Here is a 20,238-nt window from a genome sequence, read left to right as displayed (position 1 = left end):
TTTCTTTCTCGTGAAATCAGGCTTTTCCTTTTTTAGAGAGTGGTTTTTATTGATCTCCGTACAATTTTTTGCTCACTTCTTCGTATTTATCTCCGGCTTTCCAGACAGGTTTTTGATCCCAGTTGGCCACTCGTTCCGCCGAAAGAATGTAGGATTTCCAATATTTAACTGCATAATCCAGATCGAAATTATCAACATGATCCCCAGGCTTGTGATAGTATTTTTGAATCTCATCATCAAAAGCCTGAAATCCCAAACTGAAAGTAGGAGCGGGGATTCCTTTTTTGGCAAAATTGACATTATCCGATCGGTCATATAGACCCTGCTCCGGAGATGGGTCAGGAATCGCCTCTAAACCAAATTCAGAAACCGCTGAGATAATCTCATCATCAACCGATGTCCGTCCAAGTCCAATGACAGTAATTACAGAAGTGTCGTTGTAGCCACCATTGTCAATATTCAGATTGTAAATGATCTTATCAAGGGGCACCAAAGGATTTTCGGCAAAATATGCAGAGCCTAAGAGTCCTTTTTCTTCAGCAGTCCAAAGAGCCAAAAGGATGGATCGCTTTGGGGGATTTTTCGCGAAATATTTTGCGGCATTGATTACTGCTACTGTTCCGACGGCATTATCTCTCGCACCATTATATATCGAATCACCGCTTTCATCTGGAGTGCCCACCCCTACATGATCAAAATGTGCAGATAGGAGAACGCATTCATCTTTGAGTTGAGGATCAGTCCCCTCGACCCAAGCGACGATATTTTTCCCTGTAATCGATCTATTATTTTTCCCTTCGATTTGCAGATTGGTGCTGGTTAATTTTCCTTCAGAAAGCTGATCTCGTAGGGAATTGTCCAGATCTTTGATCCAAATGTAGGGTAGATTTGAGCTTTCTCCCTGATCGATTCCTAGCGTAGTTCTATTCAGAAAATTAGAAACCAACTGCCAGGGAACTGAGGGAATATTAAATCGCTCAATCAGTCCAAGGGCTCCAGCTTCTTTGGCTCGAACTACTTTTTCGCGACCAAGGGCAAACAAATCAGCAGGGCTGATTCGATTCGGGGCCCCCACATTGGAAATGAGAATTTTTCCGGAAAGATCTTTTCCCTCGAAATCTTCTTCCAAACCGAATCCAATATCAACCAATGGGTAATCTCCCTCAATAGCCAAACCATCCAAGACCAAAAGGTCTTCCCCTTGAGTAAAATTCTTATCTGCCAGCGTCACTTTTCCGGTACTGGGAGGAGAGGAAATGCGAAATGGGATATTTTGATAGTAGCCATCAGCACCGGGAATTTCAGAAGCACCATATTTTTTCAATTGCTCGGCAATGTACTTTTCGGCTAATTCAATTTCGGGCCTTACAGGATCTCTTCCCATTAATTCATCTGAAGCCAAATAGGTAAAATGACCAATGGCTTCTTTTTCTTTGAAGTTTTTTTCTACAGCCTTTTTTTGAGCCAAGGCCGGAGCGGCCAAAAGTCCCAATAAGGTAAGCGTGATGCATGTTTTATTCATAGGGTAATTGTTTGAAAGCAAATTAAGGGAATTTGCAGAAAGGAAAAGACCGCTCATTGAATAAGATCCGAATTCATTTCAATTTTGGTTAAAATTGTCCGAAAGTGATCAGGAATTGATGCTTTGAGACTCATTTCCTGTTTGGTCCAAGGATGTTGAAGTTCTAGTTGATAGGCGTGTAATAGTAGATTCTCAAGCCCAAATTGTGTGAAGAAAAAATGGTTTTGTTTGTTGTTTCCATGCTTTTTGTCTCCGATAATGTAATGTCGAAGATGTGCCAGATGCCGTCTGATTTGGTGGGTGCGTCCGGTTAAGGGACTCATTTCTACTAGGGAATAGCGCGACGTTGGATATCTCCCCGTGGTGTCAAAGGGAATCTCAATTTTCTCCAATACTTTATAATCAGTGATTGCTTCTTGAAGCTTTTTGGATCGTTCATTTTCCAGGGGATAATTAATCCTCCCTTCTTTTTCTGATAAATACCCACGAACCAAGGCAAGGTATTTTTTTGAAACCAACCGCTCTGCAAACTGAACTTTCAGTAGTGGCAAGCTTTCGGGATTTTTTGCAAATAACAAAACTCCACTAGTCGGACGATCGATTCGGTGGGCTGGATAAACTTTTGAGCCGATTTGATCTCGTAGTTTTTGAACTGCAAACTCGGATTGTTCCTCTGCAGCTATTGAGGTTCGGTGGACCAAAAGACCGGCAGGCTTATTAATTGCGATGAGATGTTCATCTTCATGGATTATCTCCAGCATATGAAATAGCCTTTTTAAAATATGGTGCCTGAACCAATACACTCCTCTGAATCGTACCATGCTACAAACTGCCCTGAAGCTATACCTTTTTGGTCTTCTTCGAAAAGCACATAAAGTCCATTTTCCCGCTGAACTAGCGTGACATTTGATAAGGGTTGACGGTATCGAATGCGAGCCTGATAGGTAGAGGATTGACCGGGATTCAATTTTAAATCCTCTCTTATCCAGTGAATTTCATCTTTTTTGACAAAAAGAGCATTTCGTAGCAGTCCCGGATGATCCTCACCCAAACCTGTATAAATCACATTTTCCTGCGTATCGGTTGCGATTACAAATAGTGGTTTACCGGTTCCCCCCACATTTAATCCTTTCCGCTGCCCGACGGTAAAATAATGGGCACCATTGTGCTCTCCGACGGTTTTTCCTTGATTCACCTGATAATGGATGGGCAAAGCAAGATCAGCGAGCGCTTCATCCTCCAATTCGGAAAGATCGACTCCTGCCGGGATCTTTAGACGGTCAAATTCTTTTAAATCATCTGGAATTTGGATGATTCGACCTTTTTTGGGTTTGAGTTGCTGCTGCAAAAACTCAGGCAAGCGCACTTTTCCGATAAAGCATAAACCTTGGGAATCCTTCTTTTCTGCGGTGATTAGATCAAGTTCTTTGGCGATTTTTCTTACTTCAGACTTTTGTAGATGACCAATGGGAAAAAGGGCTTTAGCCAATTGATCCTGAGAAAGCTGGCAAAGAAAATAGCTTTGATCCTTATGGGGATCAGCTCCAGCGATCAAGTGATAAATCGATTTTCCATCTACTTGGCTTTCACTTTTTTGGCAATAGTGTCCGGTGGCGACGAAATCAGCTTTTAATTTCTTTGCAGCTTTTAAAAATATGTCAAACTTGATTTCCCGATTGCATAAAATATCGGGATTGGGAGTGCGCCCGGCCTCGTATTCCGAAAACATATAATCTACGATTCGTTCCCGATATTCTTCGCTAAGATCTATGGCTTGAAAGGGGATTCCTAGTTTTTCGGCTACGAGCATAGCATCTGTAGAATCTTCCATCCAAGGACATTCATTGGAAATGGTGACGGATTCATCATGCCAGTTTTTCATAAACATGCCGATGACCTCGTAGCCTTGCTCAATCAAGAGATGGGCAGCTACCGAACTATCCACTCCTCCGGATAATCCTACTACAACTCGTGTTTTATTTTTCATAGTCAAATCAATTAATGGATTCAAGGTCCATTCGATTAGATGGATGTAAAACTGATGGGATTACAATTCAGTTCAAAGTCTCAAGGAAATTATTCTTGACAATTTTTGTCACTTTCAGGAGCTTTAATGATAGTAGAAAATGATTTTAACTGAAATCATTGGCTTATTTTTGCTGTCGATAAATTTTTCCCCAAAATGAATTTTCAACTCATCAAAGACGCTATTCTTGGAAAAGAGCAGGACTTCACCACCTTGGGGTTGAAAACAGCCATTTGGGTTTTGGCCATTCCTATGATTCTGGAAATGATGATGGAGTCGGCCTTTGCAGTGGTGGATATATTTTTTGTGGCCAAGTTGGGTGAACATGCCATTGCTACAGTGGGGTTGACCGAGTCTGTGATTGTATTGGTATATGCCGTAGGATTTGGGATCAGTATGGCTGCGACGGCTTTGGTTTCGCGGAGATTTGGTGAGAAAGAATACGATCAAGCCGGTGCGGTTGCCTTTCAGCTTTTGATCGTAGGGGGTGTGATTTCCATTATTTTGGGCGTGTTAGGATGGGTTTTTGCCGAAGACGTCCTGAGATTGATGGGGGCAGAGGAGCAAGTAGTCCATACAGGCGTATCTTATACGAGGATTATTTTCGCGGGTAACTCGGCAATTATGCTACTTTTTTTGATCAATGGAGCATTTCGTGGTGCGGGTCAAGCTCATCATGCGATGCGCTCGTTGTGGATCGCCAATGGATTTAACATAGTATTGGATCCGATTTTGATTTTTGGGATAGGAAGCTGGGCAGGGTATGGTTTGGAAGGAGCGGCTATAGCGACTACACTGGGGAGAAGTTTGGGCGTGGTTTATCAATTATACCACTTGTTTAATGGAAAGCACAGACTTCAGATTGCTGCCAGACATATGAAAATCAAGTGGCAAACGATTAAAAAAATCATGGACATTGCCGCAGGCGGAATGGGACAGTTTCTCATTGACTCGGTTTCATGGATTGCGCTGACCCGGATGAATGCCGAATTTGGGTCTGCAGCTTTGGCCGGATATACCATAGCGATGCGGGTATTGATTTTCACGATACTTCCGGCTTGGGGAATTTCGGGTGCTGCAGCGACATTAGTCGGACAGAATTTAGGTGCCAATGAAGTCGAGCGGGCCGAAAAGGCGGTTTGGATGACGACTCGATATTGTGTGATTTTTATGGCTTCGGTGACTGGAATTTACTTGCTGTTTTCTTCCGAATTAGCCGGCTTTTTTACCGAGATTCCCGAGGTCAGGGATATTGCTGCACAGGGTCTCTGGGTAATCGTTTTGGGGTATGTGTTTTTTGCTGTGGGAATGGTTTTGACACAGGCATTCAATGGTGCCGGAGATACAAAAACTCCTGCTTATATCAATATTGGAGTTCTATGGTTTTTGGAAATTCCGTTGGCTTGGTTTTTAGCATTTCCCATGGAAATGGAATACTTGGGAATTTTTATTGCCATTGCCTTTTCACATTCCTTTCATGCCTTGGTAGCCCTGTTCTTTTTCCGAAGGGGAAAATGGAAAAAAGTGGCAGTATAGATTACTCTGGAAGATTTTGAAGCAGATTTTTACCCAAAATCGGATTCACCAATCGGTTATTGGTAAGTTCCGGTGAGTTGGTTAAAATATCGAGTGGCTCGAGAAGGGGTTCGTCAGATAAATCAAAAGTACCAAAATGCATGGGAATAAAATGTTTGCCGTCCATTTCGATAAAAGCCTTGCCCGCATCCTGTGGACTGGTATGGGAGGCATTCATAAACCACTCTGGCCGAAATGCTCCAACTCCCATTAAAGCATAATCTGGAGCGCCCATGGTTTCACTAATCATTTTGAAATGTGGCCCATAGCCCGAATCCCCCATAAAGTATATACTCTTCTCAGAAGTCTGAATATAAAAACCTCCCCAGAGTCGCTGATTGGTATCTGATAGTCCTCGTCTGGACCAATGTCTGGCAGGGACATAGGTAATCCGAAGATCTGCATCTCCTGAGAATTGCTGAAACCAACCCGCTTCTTCGATTTGGACAGATTTTCCAGTCCAATCTTGAATCAGGGGTTTCATATTTAGGCCCGCCAGAATCTTCACCTTGGGATTGAGAGAAGTAATCAGTTTTATAGTTTCCTCATCACAGTGATCTCTGTGATCATGGGAAATCAAAATATAGTCGATGTGTTGAAGTTGTTTGGGATCGATTGGAAGTTCGCTGTTTCGCTTCAAAACCCAATTGTCCAACCAAACTGGGTCGGTGATGATCGTTTTTCCGTTGAGATGAATCAAAAAAGATGCATGCCCTAACCAAATCAGCTGGTCGAGACCGTTTGGATTGAAATTGGAAATCTGCTGTAACTCCAGCCTTCTATCATCCTTTTCCTTTTGATCAGCATAGGGGTTTTTGGAAAGCTTCCATTTCAAAACCTCCCAAAGACTGGACTCAAAGGGATAAAAAAGATTTTGATAAGTCCCATCAGATAATTGAGGAGTACCTTTCCAAACAGCAGGAATGGCTGCGTATGAGAGTGAAGGATTTTCGGTATAGTTGAGCGTGTTGTCTTTGCTTGGCATAAGAAAAAATGAAAATAAAAGCCCCATTGCCAGAAGAGGAATCAGGACGATTTTGGTTTTTAAAGGACGTGGAATTTTCAAGGGATGAGTTTCTTTATTTGTCTAAACCCCATCACTCTCCAAGAGGTTTCACTGCCCATAAAAAAGTCGATCCCTACAGTAAAAGGATCGACTAAATGAAAAATTCTTGTCTTTTAGTTCAAGGTCACAAATTTGCTATCCACGGTCTCATTGATAAAGTAGATTTTCTTTCCTCCGAAGGTCTGACTTTCGCTGTTGTAGGCAGCTACTTGCACCAGGGCAGTACCAGAAGCGGATAATTCATTTAATTCACTCGCTGAAAAAGTGACGGATGTTGCACGGGCTTCTTTGGTAATCACCTTGCTTCCATCAGAAACCACCCACAATAAATTATCTACTCCCGAAGGAAGTTGCTGAACGCTCAATTCCACACCTGCACTTAGTGTAAATTCCTCCGGTACGCTGGTTTGAAATCGGACCACGCCAGGCATGGGTTTGGTCGTGGTATGCGTAAACCCTGCAAACCCATTATCTCCGGTAACCGACCACTTGTTAGTCTGACCGGAATTAATTTCCAAGGTAATATCTGTGAAATTGTTGATGTAAGCATTTCCACCTACATTTTGAAGGTCAAACTCATTCAGGCTTACGGCTCCGACATTGACCAAAGTTCCTCCGCTGGGAGAAGAATAAAAATTAGCGTTAGCGACATCAATCAGAATGTCTGCCATACCCGGGAGAGAGGGGGTTCCATCCGGTAGATTGGATTTGGCTTTGATCGCAGCCATCACTCCATCCGCGTCCCCAAAATCAGGAAGTGGGTTGCTACTTTGCTGATCTTGTGGATTTTCGTCCGAATCACTGCAAGAGCTAATGGAAAAGGCTACTACCGCAAAAAGAACAAGAAAAGAATACGAGTTGAATTTCATAGAGTTGAATTTTGATGTGTCACCAAAACTCAACTTAAGGGGCTGCTTTAGCAATAAGGCAAATAGCGTATTTGTGTCAGTTTATCGAATTGCTGAAGCACTGCACATTGATGAAATATGGCATATTAAAAAGCTTTTTCTCAGGATAAACTGCGCATCCTACACCCAAATAACGAAAAGATGGGCTTAGGATGTTGGCTCGGTGTCCGGGTGAATCCATCCAAAGCTTAACGACTTCTTTTGCATAGCTGGCATAAGTATGTCGCTGTACTGGTTCGCCTTGACTGGAGCTTCGATAGTAAAAGTCTCCCGGTGACTGCGGAGCCCCGACAGGTCGTCCATATTCATAATCTAAACCGGCCGTACTGCTGATGTTTTCTGCAATTTGACCTGGATTCAATCCGACGATTTGAAATCGATCCCGGAGCAGTCGTTTATTTCGGATGGTACTGAAGTGACCATAAAAATTATAATTCACCATATCCGAGGCATGCGAGGCGGATAGCTGCTCGATCCGAAAAGAATATTTTAACGGACCTAGGCCATGTTGACTTCGCTGCTCATTGGTGGCATAATAAATTGCAGCATGTAAAAGACCATAATCTATATCCCGGTAATCGATGGGTTGATTGGCTTGCGGCTGATTGAAAAAATCCTCCCAAGTAAGATTTTGATAGTTTTGGGACTTCCAATTCTGACCCAATGCCTTTTGGAAAATGAAAAAGGGCATCAGAAATATCAGGATAAGCTGCTTCATTTATTCTCAATTCGTTCCAAAAAAGAGACGACAAAATGCGGCTTTTAGTGTATTCGGTCAAAAATTTAATTATCCCGAGGCAGGTCGAGTAGGAGGTCGATTAGAGCTTTAGGTGTGCCGGCATTTTGGATTTTTTCTTCCTGCAGATTTACCTGAAGCTGATACTCCAATTCAAAAATCAACCCATTGACAAAAATGGGATCCATATTTAATTTTTGAATGAAATGATCATTTTTACGCTGGCCATGGACATATATTCCATAAGAATGAAAAACTTCTACGGCTTTTTTTATTCTTGAAAAATGCTGATTCATGTCAGAGAATTTGTAGATATCAAATATAATTAGTTGGTTTTTAAACGAATTAACAAATAATTCATTGTGGGTTAAACTTCAATTAATTTAAAATGGTTGCATACCCATTCAAAATAATTTGATTTTTACATTTTTTAATGAAATGAATAGTATCTGAGTATAAGCTGATTTTTCTTTTCAGTTTAAGCTTCGCTATTCCAACCTTAGAAACTACGATCATTCGCATGGGTTTGGATTAAAAAGTAGAAAATAGCTTGGCTCATTTACCAATTAGAACATCGAATAGGTGATGTACTTGGAATAAATTCAATTACCAGGTTTGAAATTGTTTCTTGATCTCCGATAAGGTTTCCGAATCATTGATGATGTACCAATTTAAGGATTGAAAGGTCGTAGTTGCATCATTTTTATTGTGAAAAAAGACAAGAGCTTTCACTTGTGGAAAACGCTGGGGGAAATTCTCAAAAGCCTTACCATACCACTCTGCACGATTTCCACCAACTGCCAAAGATCCAAATTCAGACAATAGTATCGGTTTTTTGAACGCGGCAAACTCTTCGTAATATTTTGCAAATATTTCATCAAAACTCCACCATTCGCTCCAGGGAGCCACCGTTCCGTAATTGAGCGTTCCTGTTCCGACCCAGTCCACATATTCATCCCCGGGATAATATTCCTCAAAATAGCCATAAGCCAAATGCGGTGCCCAGACCCAGAGTACATTATCAGCTCCCTGCTCTCGGAATAAATTCACCACGTGGCGCCAAGCTGCCACGAAATCCTCAGGTTGATTATTTTGCGGACCCCAAGGGTAGCGATAGGGGTCATTCATTTCATGCCCCATCCGCAGTAAAATGGTCGTTTGGGTATTTTTCGCTTCTTTCGCCCATCGGATTAAATAGGGATCATAAAGTCCAGATGCAATATCTTTTAGACCGCTTTTATCCCTGTCCTCGGATGAACCCAAAGATGGAATTTCTTCTTCCGAGAAATCATTTAACCAAGGTTCCCAAGTCAGGAAAGGAATGGATCCAAGGGTGGAAATAGCCCGAATTTGTTCAATTGGAAATCGCTGTTCTCGTTTGCTTCCCCAAGCGGTATAAAAATGAATAAAGGGGAAAGTCACACCTAAACTGTCTTCTAAATCGATAATTGGTTGGAATGAAGGAATGGCTTGATTGTCATATGCTCCTAAAAAAACCGGATCAGGATTTTTCAGCAAGTCTGAATTTTGCTTGTATTCAGCCAACCAATCCAATTTATCCGCTCTAGTTTCACTTCGTTTTTTAAGAATGTAATCCTCTTCCAATTTGGAAACAGAACCGCTGATTCCCCGAAAGAAATCCTCAACAGGTCCGGTGGATTCTTTTCCTACAAAAGCAATTCCTATGAGCAAAATGGAGGCAATCGCTATTACAAAAAGAGTTGATGCTATTCGTTTTATGGGTGATTTCATGGGTATTAGATCAAGAGGATTTGGGGATTTTTTGCCACGGACTTTCGGGATTCAATCGGCTGGATTCCCACACCGCATAAAGTCCCATCAAGGCCATCAGAAACGGAATCGTGGCAAAAGCCATCATTCCATAGGTGATTTCAGCCGTTTCGATCAGTTCCAATTCATTCAAATTGTACTTGCGGGTATAAATCAAATAAACTACTGTAATCAGATAAATGACTACCTGAATCAATAAGGGTTTTGCAAAAGGTGAAATCTTCCCCCTTACCGATTGTTTGGCAGTAGGAATGTACGGAATTTTTTTATTGACTAACGAAAGCAAAAAACCCATCAGATACACGGGCCAGCAGGCAAATTTCATGACCATCCCTCTCCAGTGCAGTCCTGATTCATCCTTTGGAAAACAAAGCCATTGCTGCACATAGAAGTAGATGACGGTAGAAAAAAATAAAACCGGAAATCCAAACTCCAAAAATTCAACGAAATACATTTTGGCAGGCAGCAAGTCCATCCAAAAGAAGAGAAAAGGAATCAAAAGATAAATTAGGGAAACCAATCCCTCTAGATAATAGGTCCCAATAGTAAAATAGGATAGTTTTTGCCAAAAACTTAATTTACCAAACAGTCTCGGGACTTCATCAAAAAGCACTTCATGTACTCCTCGTGCCCATTTGAGTTGCTGTTTGCAAAAGGATCCAAAATCTTCTGGAACCAATCCCCGAGCCACTATGACCGGATGATAAATTGATTTCCATCCTTCGGCATGAATTCTAATGGAAGTCACCAAATCCTCTGCCAAGCCTATCCCATGTCCTCCGATGGATTCCAGGGCTTTTCTCCGAAAAGTGCAATTGGCACCGATGGCCACCGTACAGTTGTATCCATGCATGCCCATCTGTGTGGGGCCATAAAAGGTATAAGTTTGTTCAGCAGCGGCTTGAGCGGTAAAGGATCGGTATTGATTGTAATATCCTTGGGAAACCTGCACAAAACCCACCTCTGAGTCGGAGAAAAAACCTAAGGTTTGATCCAGAAAATTTGGAAAAGGAACATGATCCGGATCTAAAACCAGGATAAATTCCTCTTTGGTTTGTTGAAGGGCAGCATTAATTTTTCCTGCCTTGGCTCCTGGGAGGCCTACGAGTTCTAGCCAAACGGCGCCGTATTTTTCTGCAACTTCACGGAAACGATAATCCTGCGTATCATCCAGTAAGTAGGTGGTGTGGGGATAGGTGATTTTGGAGCATGCCTCCAGTGTTTTTTCAAACATGGAAAGGGGTTCGCCCGGTGAACTTGTAGTAAAAATCGCAACTGAAAGTCCTTTTGGCGCTTCCTTAAATTCAGGTTTTTTTATCCCCAGGTAATTGATCCAGATAATGATCAGACGCAGCATCCCGTACCATAGCGTGACCGATAAAATCACAAAAAGCGCAAGATTGCCCAAATGCTCCTCTCGAAACCACCAATCGGCAAACCGCAGAATGGAAATTATCCCGGAGATCACCAAACTAAGAAGGATCAACTTTTGAAAGTAACCAACGTCTTTAGCTTCGCTTTGACTCCAGAATTGTTTTGAAAAAATCGGGTCCATTAGTAAAGCTTTAGATTAAGATTAAAGGCTACAAAATGGCTGTCAAAAAATATGGTTTTTTGGTATTGATAGGAGAGATTGATGCTGGTACGCTCTGAAAAGGTATTGGAATATTCAAATTTCAATTCGACTGGGTTATAAGTTTCTGTATTGAAAAGTAAAACCATGTTTTCCGTGTTAATTGGAGCATTTCCTGGGGTTTCAGGCCCGAAGTAATAAATATTGGGATTGGATATTTCTGCAAACACTCCATAATTGCCCGTGATGCTGATGTTTTGACTTTCTCCCAAATCCAATGAAATTTTAGCTAACGCTCCAAGAATGGATTGATTGATCGGAGTAAAATAAGGACTATAAGCCCCGGGGATGAGTTCGCCAAAACTAGGTCTAATAGGAGGACTAGGCATGGAAACCGTTTCAAATCGCACGCTATCGGTATCTGCCAAAGTACCCGAGTAGCCAAGATAAAACTTAACGCTCTGTGATTTTATGATTGGAATTAAAACCCACAAGCTGAGCATTTGAAGTTTATTATCCGATTCAAATGTTCGTTGATTTGCCTGAAATTTTCCCATCCAGGAATTCTCAGATTTTCGCTCAAGACTTATTTGAGCTAATTTGGGACTGATGACCTCTTCCAAACTAGCCAAGGTGTACAAGTATGCTTCTTTGCCGAGAGCAGCTCCGGCAAAAAATCCCTTTCCCAATCCTTGTTCTAAAGAGGCTTCATACGTGAAATCCAATTCATTGAACCTGCTATTTTGGACCAATCCACCTGTTAATATCAAGGTCGTTTTAGAACTGGGAAAGGCTAATTTATTTCCCAACTCCAATAAGCTGATTCGTTGGTTTTCAGCATAAAACCTATTTTCGATTCGAATGAAGGGCTGGAGTTTAGAAGATTGATAGCCGCTGAATTTCCCTCCGATTATACCATAGCGAAGTGGCTGCGAATCCGAATAATATCCCGATTGAATAGACAATAGGGGGGCAGTTTGTGAAATAATTTCTTCCTTTAATTGCCCTGCTGATGGATTATTGGGGTATTCGGATAAAATCCTTTCCAGAAATTCCAGAGATTTTTCTTTACTCCCTCCGGTCCAGTAATTGATCTCGGCAAGTTTTTGGTTGATTTCCGGGTGCTTGGGTAGTTTTGGATAAAGCGCTTCCAAAAGTTGCTCAGCCGCCTCCCATTCCTGGAATTCGTAGCGAATTCGTGCATAATCGAGTTGAAGCTCCAGAAATTCCGGATTGGAGCTAATTTCTTGCTTAAAAAACTCTTTTGTTTTGGGAAAATCCTTGGACCAATAATAAGCCTTACCAAGGAGTCTACTGAGGTCCTCATTTTGAATACCCTGATTTTTAAGATTGGATAATACTAGGATTGCTTCCTGTATTTGACCCTCATTTAATAGTTTATCCGCTTGAGTTAGTTTTTGATAAAATTCTGAATTTTGTCCCTGAGCAAAATGAAGGAAATAAAAACTTAAAACAACGATTATCAGTGCTCTAGGAGGCTTAATCCTTTGCATAATTTTCATAAATAAGTGCGGGTCCTTTTGGTAAAATATCAACTCAGGGAAAGGAGGGAGGATATTTTCTTTGGGTGAATACCGTCAAAAATACTTAAATTATTTTAAGAATATTAAAATTAAGAATCTTCCTTCAAAGAATCGGAATCCCAAGCGTGATCATTCAATGAGAATTTTTTCATCAATTCTCCAGAAAGTAGGTTTTCCTGCTGCTCGATATGTTTTTTTGCATTTTGGATGTATTCGCCCTCGTCATTTTTGAAATTGACTAAAATCTGAAGGGAATCCTCATCGTATTTTTTGAATTGTGCGGCCAAACGGTGAATCGTATGAGCCCGAAATCCCATCTTTCGAAGGACATCTTCACCCATTCGAACAGAAGTATCCAAATGCTCCCGATAGATATTTCGTACTCCGTTTTCCATCAATTCGTAAGCATCGTAGCGGTTTTTGGCACGTACCATTACTTCCAATTGGGGAAAATGCTCCTTGCAGATTTCGATGACCTGTAAGGTTTGAGAAGGGGTGTCGATGGCTGAAATCAAAATTTTAGCCTCATCGGCTCCGGCCGTTTTAAGTACATTGACCTGAGAGCCATCACCGAAATAGACCTTAAAACCCATTTTTCTCAAAAAATCAATTCGATCCGGATCATAATCCAAGATGGTACATTCTACGCCGTTGGCCCTTAAAAATCGACCTACCGTACTTCCGAAATTTCCAAATCCCAAGAGGATGACTTGATTCTTTTCGTGGATAACTTCATCCTCTTTTCCAGTGATTGGATCTTCTTTTTCCAATTTTGGAATGATAAACTTGTCCAAGGCCAATGAAGCCAATGGCGTAAAGGTCATCGTCAGCGCCGTAATAGCCATCAATTGATCGGAGAGACTCATATCAATGACCTCGAATTGCAAAGCAAAAGCATAGGTCACAAAAGAAAATTCAGAAACCTGAGAAAGTCCGATGGCGAAGCTTAAATTTTGACCTGTGGAAAGTTTTCGGAGTTTTCCGATCAGAATTAGAACCAGAGATTTGACCAGCATGATTCCCAAAGTGATGGAAATAATGGTCACTGGATCTGCTATAATCAGATTGAAATTGATCGTCGCACCTACAGCCATGAAAAATACGCCCAAAAGCAACCCTTTAAATGGTTCTAAATCAGATTCTAAAGCATGTCGATATGGAGAGTTTGCCAAAATGACTCCTGCGATGAAAGCTCCCAGTGCGGGACTCAGACCTACGACTTGCATTAGCCAGCTGATTCCAAATACAATCAACAGCGCCGAAGCTGTGAAAAGCTCGCGAAGGCGGGATTTTGAAACCCATTTAAGCAATGGTCCAAAACCGTATTTCCCAAGCAGAATGATGATTCCAATCGCTCCAAATATTGAAAGCGTTTGCGCCCAGGTCGGAAGACTATCGATCAATCCAGCCTCCACTTCAGAATTGGCAGCCAAATCCCCACTTACTGTGGCCAAAAGGGGAATGATAGCCAAAATCGGAATGACTGCGATATCCTGCATCAGCAAAACACCAAATGACATTTTGCCCACAGGGCTCCCCAATTGACCTTTTTCTTTGAGAGAGGATAAAACGATCGCCGTTGAGGAGAGGGCCATTGAGAGCGATACAGCAAGACTGATTCTCCAATCAATGTCAAGGTAAATTGCGAATCCAAAAATCAAGGCAGAAGTCACCAAAACTTGAAATAATCCGACACGAAGGATAAGATCCCGCATCTTCCAGAGATTCTCCGGATCGAGTTCCAGCCCGATCAAAAAGAGCATAATCACCACGCCGAATTCTGTCGTGTGCATGATGTCCTGACCCTGATCACCACTTTCGATAAATCCCAATAAGTACGGGCCAATTACGATCCCTGCAATCAAATAGCCCAGTACGGAGCCCATTCCCAGTTTTTTTGCGATTGGCACAAAAAGAATGGCGGCAGAAATAAAAATGATTGCGATTAATAAAAAACTGTTCATGGCTTCTGTATATAGGGTAGCGTAATTTCTTCGTCCCGGAGTTTCAGAATCAAATCCCGATATTCTTTTGCTTTTCGGCCGAGTTGAATAGCGTCGATCTTGTGGGTCCCTGCCACGTGAAATACTGGCAAATATCGCATGTTGCAGAGGTAGGCAGTTTGCTCAAATGACCGCATAAAGGTCTCCAAACTAAAGCGGTTTCGACCTTCGGACGAATACACATCGGCTGATCCTCCTGAGCTTACTGCATTGAAAATGTATTTGTTTTTGAGGTAAATGCCGTTTTTTCCATAGGCCCAACCATACTCCAGCACCAAATCTATCCACTGCTTCATCAAAGGGGGACAGGAATACCAATAAATCGGATGCTGCCAAATGATCACATCCGAATCAAAAAGGGCTTCCTGCTCAGGCTGTACCTGAACCTGAAAATCCGGATAAAGCTCATAGAGATCTCTCACGACGACATTTTCAAGTCCGGAAACGGCCGCTAATAATTTGGAATGAACATCCGAATGCTCAAATTTTGGATGGGCAAATAGGATCAATACCTTCCGCATGCGCTTAATCTTATTTATCCTTTGAATGCAATTTTTTTGTGGGTGCCGTCACAGAACGGTTTGTTTTCACTACTTCCACAGCGACAAAAGGCAGTAACCTTATATTGGGGCTTAGTGCTTCCGTCGGCCATTTTGACTTGTATTTTTCCATACACCATCAGTGGCCCACTTGAAATGACTTCTACTAGTAATTCTGATTTTTCGTCCTTATCCTCGTTCTCAATTTCATTTTCGAAGTAATATCCCAAGGCTCCGGATGGGCATTTTTTGATCTGTTCTACGATTTCATCTGTATTTGAAGCTTCCACCTTGATCCAAGGCTTTTGATTTGGATTGAAAACCGCAGGAAGACCCTTGAAACAATTTTCCGAATGGATACACTTATGAGGCTCCCAAGTGACCACAACTTCTCCATTGGAGTATTCTTTTTTGATTTTACCTTTTTCCATCATTCAAAAATTTTTACTGATGTATATTACCAAAAATATTTCAAAAGTAAGACGAATTATCCTCTATCTAAACGCTACTTTCTTCCCATGAATTAAAAAAAAGCTGCACTGGTTTCCCTCAAAGGCGAAATCCCAGTACAGCTTTTTATACTTATTGAATTTGCTGGAGAATGATTTGATTCCAGTTTTGAATCAAAACCTTTTCACCTACCATATCCGGAAATTGATCTGAATCGTAAAACTCCAGGTTTTTGCTGGGTTGATCAGGATTGGTGAAGTGCAAGGTCAGGGCAAGAAAGTCCGTTACGACGATATTTTCCTTACCTACTTTCACTTTTCTGACCTTTTGATCTATAGAGCAGGTTTTGACCGTTTTTAGGTCGATTACTTCCTGACTTGGAAAATCACCATATCGGTTGTAGATCAATTTTTTTTCAGTTTGGTCAATCCCGATTTGATAGTGATTTCTCCATTTTTCTGTTTTGGTTAATTTAAGGTTCATTTTTTCGGCAAGTTCCAAAAAGCTCAGATCTTGCTTTTTTACCAGTTGATTTTGTTTATTTCTCTGAATCGCAAATGGGGCAATAAATGCCATAAGGAAGAAGGCTGACACCAAAAGGGTCGCCAAATCAATGTCAATCATGTTTTTTGTTAATTAGTAAATGTTAGAAAGCGTTGATAGGCCCAAAGGGCAAAAGAAAATCTCGCCTTATTTACCAGGGATAGAAATACTGCTGAAAAAGGATTTTTACATCAAAAAGTGGTGCCGAACCAGCAGTCCAAAATTCTGATCCGATCAACCGATGATATCGGACAAACTCAGTGGACCAAGTGGAATTTATTTTGCCATCTTGGGTCCAGTCTACTTTAAACGTGGGGATCTCAGAGACGGAGTTTCGCTCAGAAACAAGCCCATAGCCCAAATAAAATCCCGAAGATTCGGTTAAGAAACTTTCTTGGCTTTTTTCTTTATTAAACTCTGATTGAGCTGGTGAGAAAAAAGCAATCCAACCCATCCCAAAGGAAAGGAAAAGGGTTAAAAATAGGAGTTGCTTTTTCAACTTTTGGATGGAATACTCATCAAAATTAATGCTTTGTACGGAGTAAAATTCAAAAGGGTTTAATTTATTTCTGCGAGGTTATGAAGTTTAATCGTTGAGAGGTTTTCAGAAAATCTGATCTTCTTCCAGGGTTCGGTTGGAAAGAGCGTGGAAGTGATGACCATCTCTCCATCATTGATAAAAAGCTCCAAGGAACTGGCATCCAAAAAGAGGCGAAGTGAATTAGCTTCCCAACTCATCGGTGCCGAATGCACAGCTGCAAAATCAGGATGAAAATCTGAATTGCCCGCAAGGCTTCGATCCACACTCACTAGACCATTGTCTCGGGTAATTAGGACTTTTTCTCCAATCTCATTTTCGATCAAAATGGAAAAGGCCTCTTCATCTTCGATTTCTGCGGTGATTTCCACCGCTTCGGAGGGTAAGTTTGACTGTAATTTATCCAATTCAAATGAGGATCCCCGAAGTTGTAGCGTCTCTTCGGCGGGTGCTGATTTGACCAACAGAGTTCCGTCAACTTCAAATAAACTGAGCTCTCGGGGAATCGTCATCGCCGACCGCCAAGTTTCTGTCGGTACCACTTGGGCATAAAGCCAATTGCTCATCCAGCCAATAAACAAGTTTCGATTGGGTGTATTTGCCCAAGTCACACCAGCATAATTATCCGGCCCGTAATCCAGCCAGCGGATCAATTGATCATCAGGAGTGAATTTCCCATCGGTAAAGTCACCGATGAAATATTGGGTTGCAGAGCCTTTTTGGGGTCCACCGGGATTGATACTGACCAAAAGCACCCATTTCTCCGAACCGTCCGGCGCAGTCATCGGGATCAAATCAGGACATTCCCAGACCCCTCCATGAGCTCCTTGATTTTGCCCAAACTCACTTTCCAATTTCCATTCAAGGAGATTTTCTGAACTGTAAAATTGAATTCTATCCGATACTGCTAAGGTCATCAGCCAGCCTTTTTTCCCATCAGAAAATGTCCAAGGCATTACTTTGGGATCACGGAAATCCCGGATTCCTTGATTGGGGAGCACGGGGTTTTGATCGTATTTTTCCCAGGTAGCTCCTTTGTCCAAGGAATAGGCGATGGCTTGGGATTGATAATCTGATTTGCCGGATTGCTCTCCTTCCATATCGTGGTAGGTGTAGATGGCGACCAATGGGGGATTTTCGCTCGTTCCCAATCCGGAGCTATTTTCCACATCAAAAACTGCACTTCCCGAAAAAATATACCCCAATGAATCTGGGCTAATGGCTATGGGCTGATGCTCCCAATCGATTAAATTTTCTGAAGTCGCATGTCCCCAATGCATCGGTCCCCAGACTGTCGAATCCGGATAATGCTGATAAAATAAATGATAGGTATTTTCATAGAAAACCATTCCGTTGGGATCGTTCATCCAGCCTGTGGGAGGTGTGAAATGGTAGATCGGGCGATATTTCTCTGATTGAGCTGACTCGAAGGTTATTTCCGGGGCCTGTTGACAGGCAAAATTTATCAGGACAAGAAGGATAATCAGCGCTGGATTTTTCATAATAATTGAGATAAAGCGGAATGCAATACTACTGGTAAAAATAGGATTTTGATTTCATTCTCTTAGAATGTCAGCGCGCAAAAGCTTGGGAAAAGATTGACAAGTATTAAAATAGAAATTTGTTTTTTTTCCAGTTGGGAAAAAGGTTGGCCGTAAACGATAGGTAAATTTCAAAAATCAAAAGGGTATTTGTAGTTTTAGCCGATTATTTAACCTGAAATCTGAATTAACCCAAGTCCTATGAAAGGAATTATTTTGGCCGGAGGCTCCGGAACCCGTTTATATCCATTGACCATCACGGTAAGCAAGCAATTGATGCCCGTTTATGACAAGCCGATGATTTACTATCCACTATCGGTCTTGATGATGGCGGGGATCCGGGAGATTTTGATCATCACGACTCCGGAAGATTCGGCTGCTTTCCAGAAGTTGTTGGGCGATGGTTCACAACTCGGCTGTCGATTTGAATATGCCGTTCAGCCATCCCCTGATGGATTAGCTCAGGCATTTATCATCGGGGAGGAGTTTATCGGCAAGGATAAAGTTGCCTTGATTCTCGGGGATAATATTTTCTATGGATCCGGGCTTCATAAAACGCTTTTGGAAAACACCGATCCTCAGGGAGGAGTGGTTTTTGCCTATCATGTCAATGATCCTGAGCGATATGGAGTGGTGGAGTTTGACGAAAACCAAAAAGCCATCAGCATCGAAGAGAAACCGGAAAACCCCAAGTCCAACTATGCAGTTCCGGGGCTGTATTTCTATGATAATCGGGTTGTGGAAATCGCCAAAAAGATTAAACCCAGTCCTCGGGGAGAGTTAGAAATCACGGATATCAACAATGAATATCTGAAAATGGACGAGTTACAAGTGGCGATATTGAATCGAGGAACAGCTTGGTTGGATACCGGAACTCACCAATCTCTGCTACAGGCGGCGCAATTTGTCGAGGTAATCGAGGAGCGACAGGGCTTGAAGATCGGCTGTATCGAAGAGATTGCCTATCGAAGCAACTTTATAGGGAAAGAGGAGCTGCTTAAAGCGGCTGATAAATTGGGGAAAAGCGGCTATGGTGTCTATCTCAGGCGCTTGATTTCCTGATTCTTGAACAAAAAAAAGAGGTGTAATTGAAATCAACTGCACCTCTTTTTTCTGAGGTCAGTTAAACCCAAAAATCTTCTTCCCATAGTCTAAATCCTCCTTTGAAGGCATTTTGATTGGTTCCTAAGCGACAGCCTTCGGGAACTTCAGTCAGTAGTTTGGAATTGCCTCCTCCCAACACAATGTCCTCAGGCTGAAACGTGTCTCGAAAGATTTCTACCGCCTTACTGACATGCTTTTCCCATCTTTTTTGACCGCTGTTAAACAAATACGATTTGCCGATGTAGGATTCAAAAGTAGACTTCTTGTAGGGAAGATGTCCTCCTTCGATTGGAAAAATAGTCTGATTCATTACCATGGCAGTCCCTAGACCAGTGCCCAATCCTAAAAAAAGTAGCTTTTTTCCTTCGTAGCTTCCCAATGCCTGCATGGCGGCATCGTTGAGGATTTTTACCGGACAGCCAAAGGCTTTTTCGAAATCAAAGTCCAACCATCCCGATCCCATATTCACGGGTTCGCTTTTGATTTTATTGTGCTTGACTACTCCGGGAAATCCCATGCTGATCACATCAAAAGACCAGTCTGCTGCACTTTCTTTGACCAATGGGACCATTTGCTCGGGCGTAAATTCACTACCGGATGGGATTTTGATTCGTTCATCCTGCCCTGTGGCTAGAATTTTCACATTCGAACCACCAATATCGATTACTAAGATGTTATTTTTGGATTTTTTCATTCGGTCAAAGCAGGGCAATTGCCTTCAAAACAGATTTATTTATTTCACTGTGAAACTATAAAATTTAAAGGAAAAACAGGCTACT

19 protein-coding genes are annotated in these 20,238 nt (G+C 41.8%); 2 read left to right on the top strand and 17 right to left on the bottom strand.

Features of this window, described 5'->3' with window-relative positions; genetic code table 11:
- Nucleotides 1-46: 46 nt before the first annotated feature.
- Genes BM043_RS06210 through mnmA form a run of 3 tightly spaced genes read right to left on the bottom strand, consistent with a single transcriptional unit; the run spans nt 47 to nt 3,509 of the window.
- Nucleotides 47-1,522 carry a M28 family peptidase gene (locus BM043_RS06210; protein ID WP_092789956.1) on the bottom strand — a complete coding sequence of 492 codons (1,476 nt, stop codon included), beginning with the start codon at nt 1,520-1,522 and terminating at the stop codon, nt 47-49.
- A 53-nt stretch (nt 1,523-1,575) separates the two neighbouring features.
- Nucleotides 1,576-2,283, bottom strand: coding sequence for a pseudouridine synthase (locus tag BM043_RS06205; RefSeq protein ID WP_092789835.1), 708 nt, complete (start codon nt 2,281-2,283; stop codon nt 1,576-1,578).
- 14 nt (nt 2,284-2,297) lie between these two features.
- On the bottom strand, nt 2,298-3,509 hold the full coding sequence (gene mnmA / locus BM043_RS06200; protein WP_092789833.1) for a tRNA 2-thiouridine(34) synthase MnmA: 1,212 nt from the start codon (nt 3,507-3,509) through the stop codon (nt 2,298-2,300).
- A 195-nt stretch (nt 3,510-3,704) separates the two neighbouring features.
- Here mnmA and BM043_RS06195 point away from each other — a divergent pair, with 195 nt between their 5' ends.
- Complete coding sequence (locus BM043_RS06195; RefSeq protein WP_092789832.1) at nt 3,705-5,084, top strand: MATE family efflux transporter; 1,380 nt, start codon at nt 3,705-3,707, stop codon at nt 5,082-5,084.
- A 1-nt stretch (nt 5,085) separates the two neighbouring features.
- Here the strand turns inward: BM043_RS06195 and BM043_RS06190 are convergent, their stop codons facing one another.
- From BM043_RS06190 to BM043_RS06130, 13 genes are all read right to left on the bottom strand, one after another.
- Nucleotides 5,086-6,189, bottom strand: coding sequence for an MBL fold metallo-hydrolase (locus tag BM043_RS06190; RefSeq protein WP_245752965.1), 1,104 nt, complete (start codon nt 6,187-6,189; stop codon nt 5,086-5,088).
- Between the two features lie 113 nt (nt 6,190-6,302).
- Nucleotides 6,303-7,058: a hypothetical protein gene (locus BM043_RS06185; protein WP_092789830.1), complete on the bottom strand. Its 756-nt coding sequence runs from the start codon at nt 7,056-7,058 to the stop codon at nt 6,303-6,305.
- A gap of 76 nt (nt 7,059-7,134) precedes the next feature.
- Nucleotides 7,135-7,815 (bottom strand): CAP domain-containing protein, encoded by a 681-nt coding sequence (locus BM043_RS06180; protein ID WP_092789828.1) that lies wholly within the window; start codon nt 7,813-7,815, stop codon nt 7,135-7,137.
- Nucleotides 7,816-7,880: 65 nt separating this feature from the next.
- Nucleotides 7,881-8,129 (bottom strand): acyl carrier protein, encoded by a 249-nt coding sequence (locus tag BM043_RS06175; RefSeq protein WP_092789827.1) that lies wholly within the window; start codon nt 8,127-8,129, stop codon nt 7,881-7,883.
- A gap of 310 nt (nt 8,130-8,439) precedes the next feature.
- Nucleotides 8,440-9,585, bottom strand: coding sequence for a glycoside hydrolase family 26 protein (locus tag BM043_RS06170; RefSeq protein WP_092789826.1), 1,146 nt, complete (start codon nt 9,583-9,585; stop codon nt 8,440-8,442).
- A 10-nt stretch (nt 9,586-9,595) separates the two neighbouring features.
- Nucleotides 9,596-11,179: a glycosyltransferase family 2 protein gene (locus BM043_RS06165; protein WP_092789824.1), complete on the bottom strand. Its 1,584-nt coding sequence runs from the start codon at nt 11,177-11,179 to the stop codon at nt 9,596-9,598.
- The gene (locus BM043_RS06160; protein ID WP_143189483.1) at nt 11,179-12,711 is read right to left on the bottom strand and encodes a tetratricopeptide repeat protein; all 1,533 of its coding nucleotides are present in this window, start codon (nt 12,709-12,711) and stop codon (nt 11,179-11,181) included. Before BM043_RS06160 ends, BM043_RS06165 begins: the two co-directional genes overlap by 1 nt.
- A gap of 119 nt (nt 12,712-12,830) precedes the next feature.
- Entirely contained in the window at nt 12,831-14,705 is a 1,875-nt protein-coding gene (locus tag BM043_RS06155; RefSeq protein WP_092789820.1) for a monovalent cation:proton antiporter-2 (CPA2) family protein, read from the bottom strand.
- On the bottom strand, nt 14,702-15,265 hold the full coding sequence (locus BM043_RS06150; protein WP_092789818.1) for an NAD(P)H-dependent oxidoreductase: 564 nt from the start codon (nt 15,263-15,265) through the stop codon (nt 14,702-14,704). Before BM043_RS06150 ends, BM043_RS06155 begins: the two co-directional genes overlap by 4 nt.
- Nucleotides 15,266-15,279: 14 nt before the next feature.
- Nucleotides 15,280-15,717, bottom strand: coding sequence for a (4Fe-4S)-binding protein (locus BM043_RS06145; protein WP_218144127.1), 438 nt, complete (start codon nt 15,715-15,717; stop codon nt 15,280-15,282).
- 148 nt (nt 15,718-15,865) lie between these two features.
- Nucleotides 15,866-16,357 (bottom strand): hypothetical protein, encoded by a 492-nt coding sequence (locus BM043_RS06140; protein WP_092789816.1) that lies wholly within the window; start codon nt 16,355-16,357, stop codon nt 15,866-15,868.
- A gap of 70 nt (nt 16,358-16,427) precedes the next feature.
- Nucleotides 16,428-16,775 (bottom strand): hypothetical protein, encoded by a 348-nt coding sequence (locus tag BM043_RS06135; RefSeq protein ID WP_092789814.1) that lies wholly within the window; start codon nt 16,773-16,775, stop codon nt 16,428-16,430.
- Between the two features lie 59 nt (nt 16,776-16,834).
- Nucleotides 16,835-18,316, bottom strand: a complete 1,482-nt coding sequence (locus BM043_RS06130; RefSeq protein ID WP_092789813.1) for a glycoside hydrolase family 32 protein — start codon at nt 18,314-18,316, stop codon at nt 16,835-16,837.
- A gap of 240 nt (nt 18,317-18,556) precedes the next feature.
- Between BM043_RS06130 and rfbA the strand changes: the two genes are divergently transcribed.
- Nucleotides 18,557-19,417, top strand: coding sequence for a glucose-1-phosphate thymidylyltransferase RfbA (rfbA, locus tag BM043_RS06125; protein ID WP_092789811.1), 861 nt, complete (start codon nt 18,557-18,559; stop codon nt 19,415-19,417).
- A gap of 61 nt (nt 19,418-19,478) precedes the next feature.
- Here rfbA and BM043_RS06120 read toward each other — a convergent pair whose 3' ends face one another.
- Entirely contained in the window at nt 19,479-20,153 is a 675-nt protein-coding gene (locus BM043_RS06120; protein WP_092789809.1) for an ROK family protein, read from the bottom strand.
- Between the last annotated feature and the right edge of the window lie 85 nt (nt 20,154-20,238).

This window comes from Algoriphagus hitonicola, from assembly GCF_900113375.1.
GTDB lineage: Bacteria > Bacteroidota > Bacteroidia > Cytophagales > Cyclobacteriaceae > Algoriphagus > Algoriphagus hitonicola.
The sequence above is the reverse complement of the archived record's forward strand: the minus strand, read 5'-3'. Positions and strand labels throughout refer to the sequence as shown.

Excerpts from the sequence above, each read along its gene's own strand:
- BM043_RS06165 (WP_092789824.1), bottom strand. The coding sequence starts at position 11,179 with ATGGACCCGATTTTTTCAAAACAATTCTGGAGTCAAAGCGAAGCTAAA.
- BM043_RS06210 (WP_092789956.1), bottom strand. The coding sequence starts at position 1,522 with ATGAATAAAACATGCATCACGCTTACCTTATTGGGACTTTTGGCCGCT.
- BM043_RS06130 (WP_092789813.1), bottom strand. The coding sequence starts at position 18,316 with ATGAAAAATCCAGCGCTGATTATCCTTCTTGTCCTGATAAATTTTGCC.
- mnmA (WP_092789833.1), bottom strand. The coding sequence starts at position 3,509 with ATGAAAAATAAAACACGAGTTGTAGTAGGATTATCCGGAGGAGTGGAT.
- BM043_RS06150 (WP_092789818.1), bottom strand. The coding sequence starts at position 15,265 with ATGCGGAAGGTATTGATCCTATTTGCCCATCCAAAATTTGAGCATTCG.
- rfbA (WP_092789811.1), top strand. The coding sequence starts at position 18,557 with ATGAAAGGAATTATTTTGGCCGGAGGCTCCGGAACCCGTTTATATCCA.
- BM043_RS06170 (WP_092789826.1), bottom strand. The coding sequence starts at position 9,585 with ATGAAATCACCCATAAAACGAATAGCATCAACTCTTTTTGTAATAGCG.
- BM043_RS06175 (WP_092789827.1), bottom strand. The coding sequence starts at position 8,129 with ATGAATCAGCATTTTTCAAGAATAAAAAAAGCCGTAGAAGTTTTTCAT.
- BM043_RS06205 (WP_092789835.1), bottom strand. The coding sequence starts at position 2,283 with ATGCTGGAGATAATCCATGAAGATGAACATCTCATCGCAATTAATAAG.
- BM043_RS06195 (WP_092789832.1), top strand. The coding sequence starts at position 3,705 with ATGAATTTTCAACTCATCAAAGACGCTATTCTTGGAAAAGAGCAGGAC.
- BM043_RS06185 (WP_092789830.1), bottom strand. The coding sequence starts at position 7,058 with ATGAAATTCAACTCGTATTCTTTTCTTGTTCTTTTTGCGGTAGTAGCC.
- BM043_RS06160 (WP_143189483.1), bottom strand. The coding sequence starts at position 12,711 with ATGCAAAGGATTAAGCCTCCTAGAGCACTGATAATCGTTGTTTTAAGT.
- BM043_RS06140 (WP_092789816.1), bottom strand. The coding sequence starts at position 16,357 with ATGATTGACATTGATTTGGCGACCCTTTTGGTGTCAGCCTTCTTCCTT.
- BM043_RS06155 (WP_092789820.1), bottom strand. The coding sequence starts at position 14,705 with ATGAACAGTTTTTTATTAATCGCAATCATTTTTATTTCTGCCGCCATT.
- BM043_RS06145 (WP_218144127.1), bottom strand. The coding sequence starts at position 15,717 with ATGATGGAAAAAGGTAAAATCAAAAAAGAATACTCCAATGGAGAAGTT.
- BM043_RS06180 (WP_092789828.1), bottom strand. The coding sequence starts at position 7,815 with ATGAAGCAGCTTATCCTGATATTTCTGATGCCCTTTTTCATTTTCCAA.
- BM043_RS06120 (WP_092789809.1), bottom strand. The coding sequence starts at position 20,153 with ATGAAAAAATCCAAAAATAACATCTTAGTAATCGATATTGGTGGTTCG.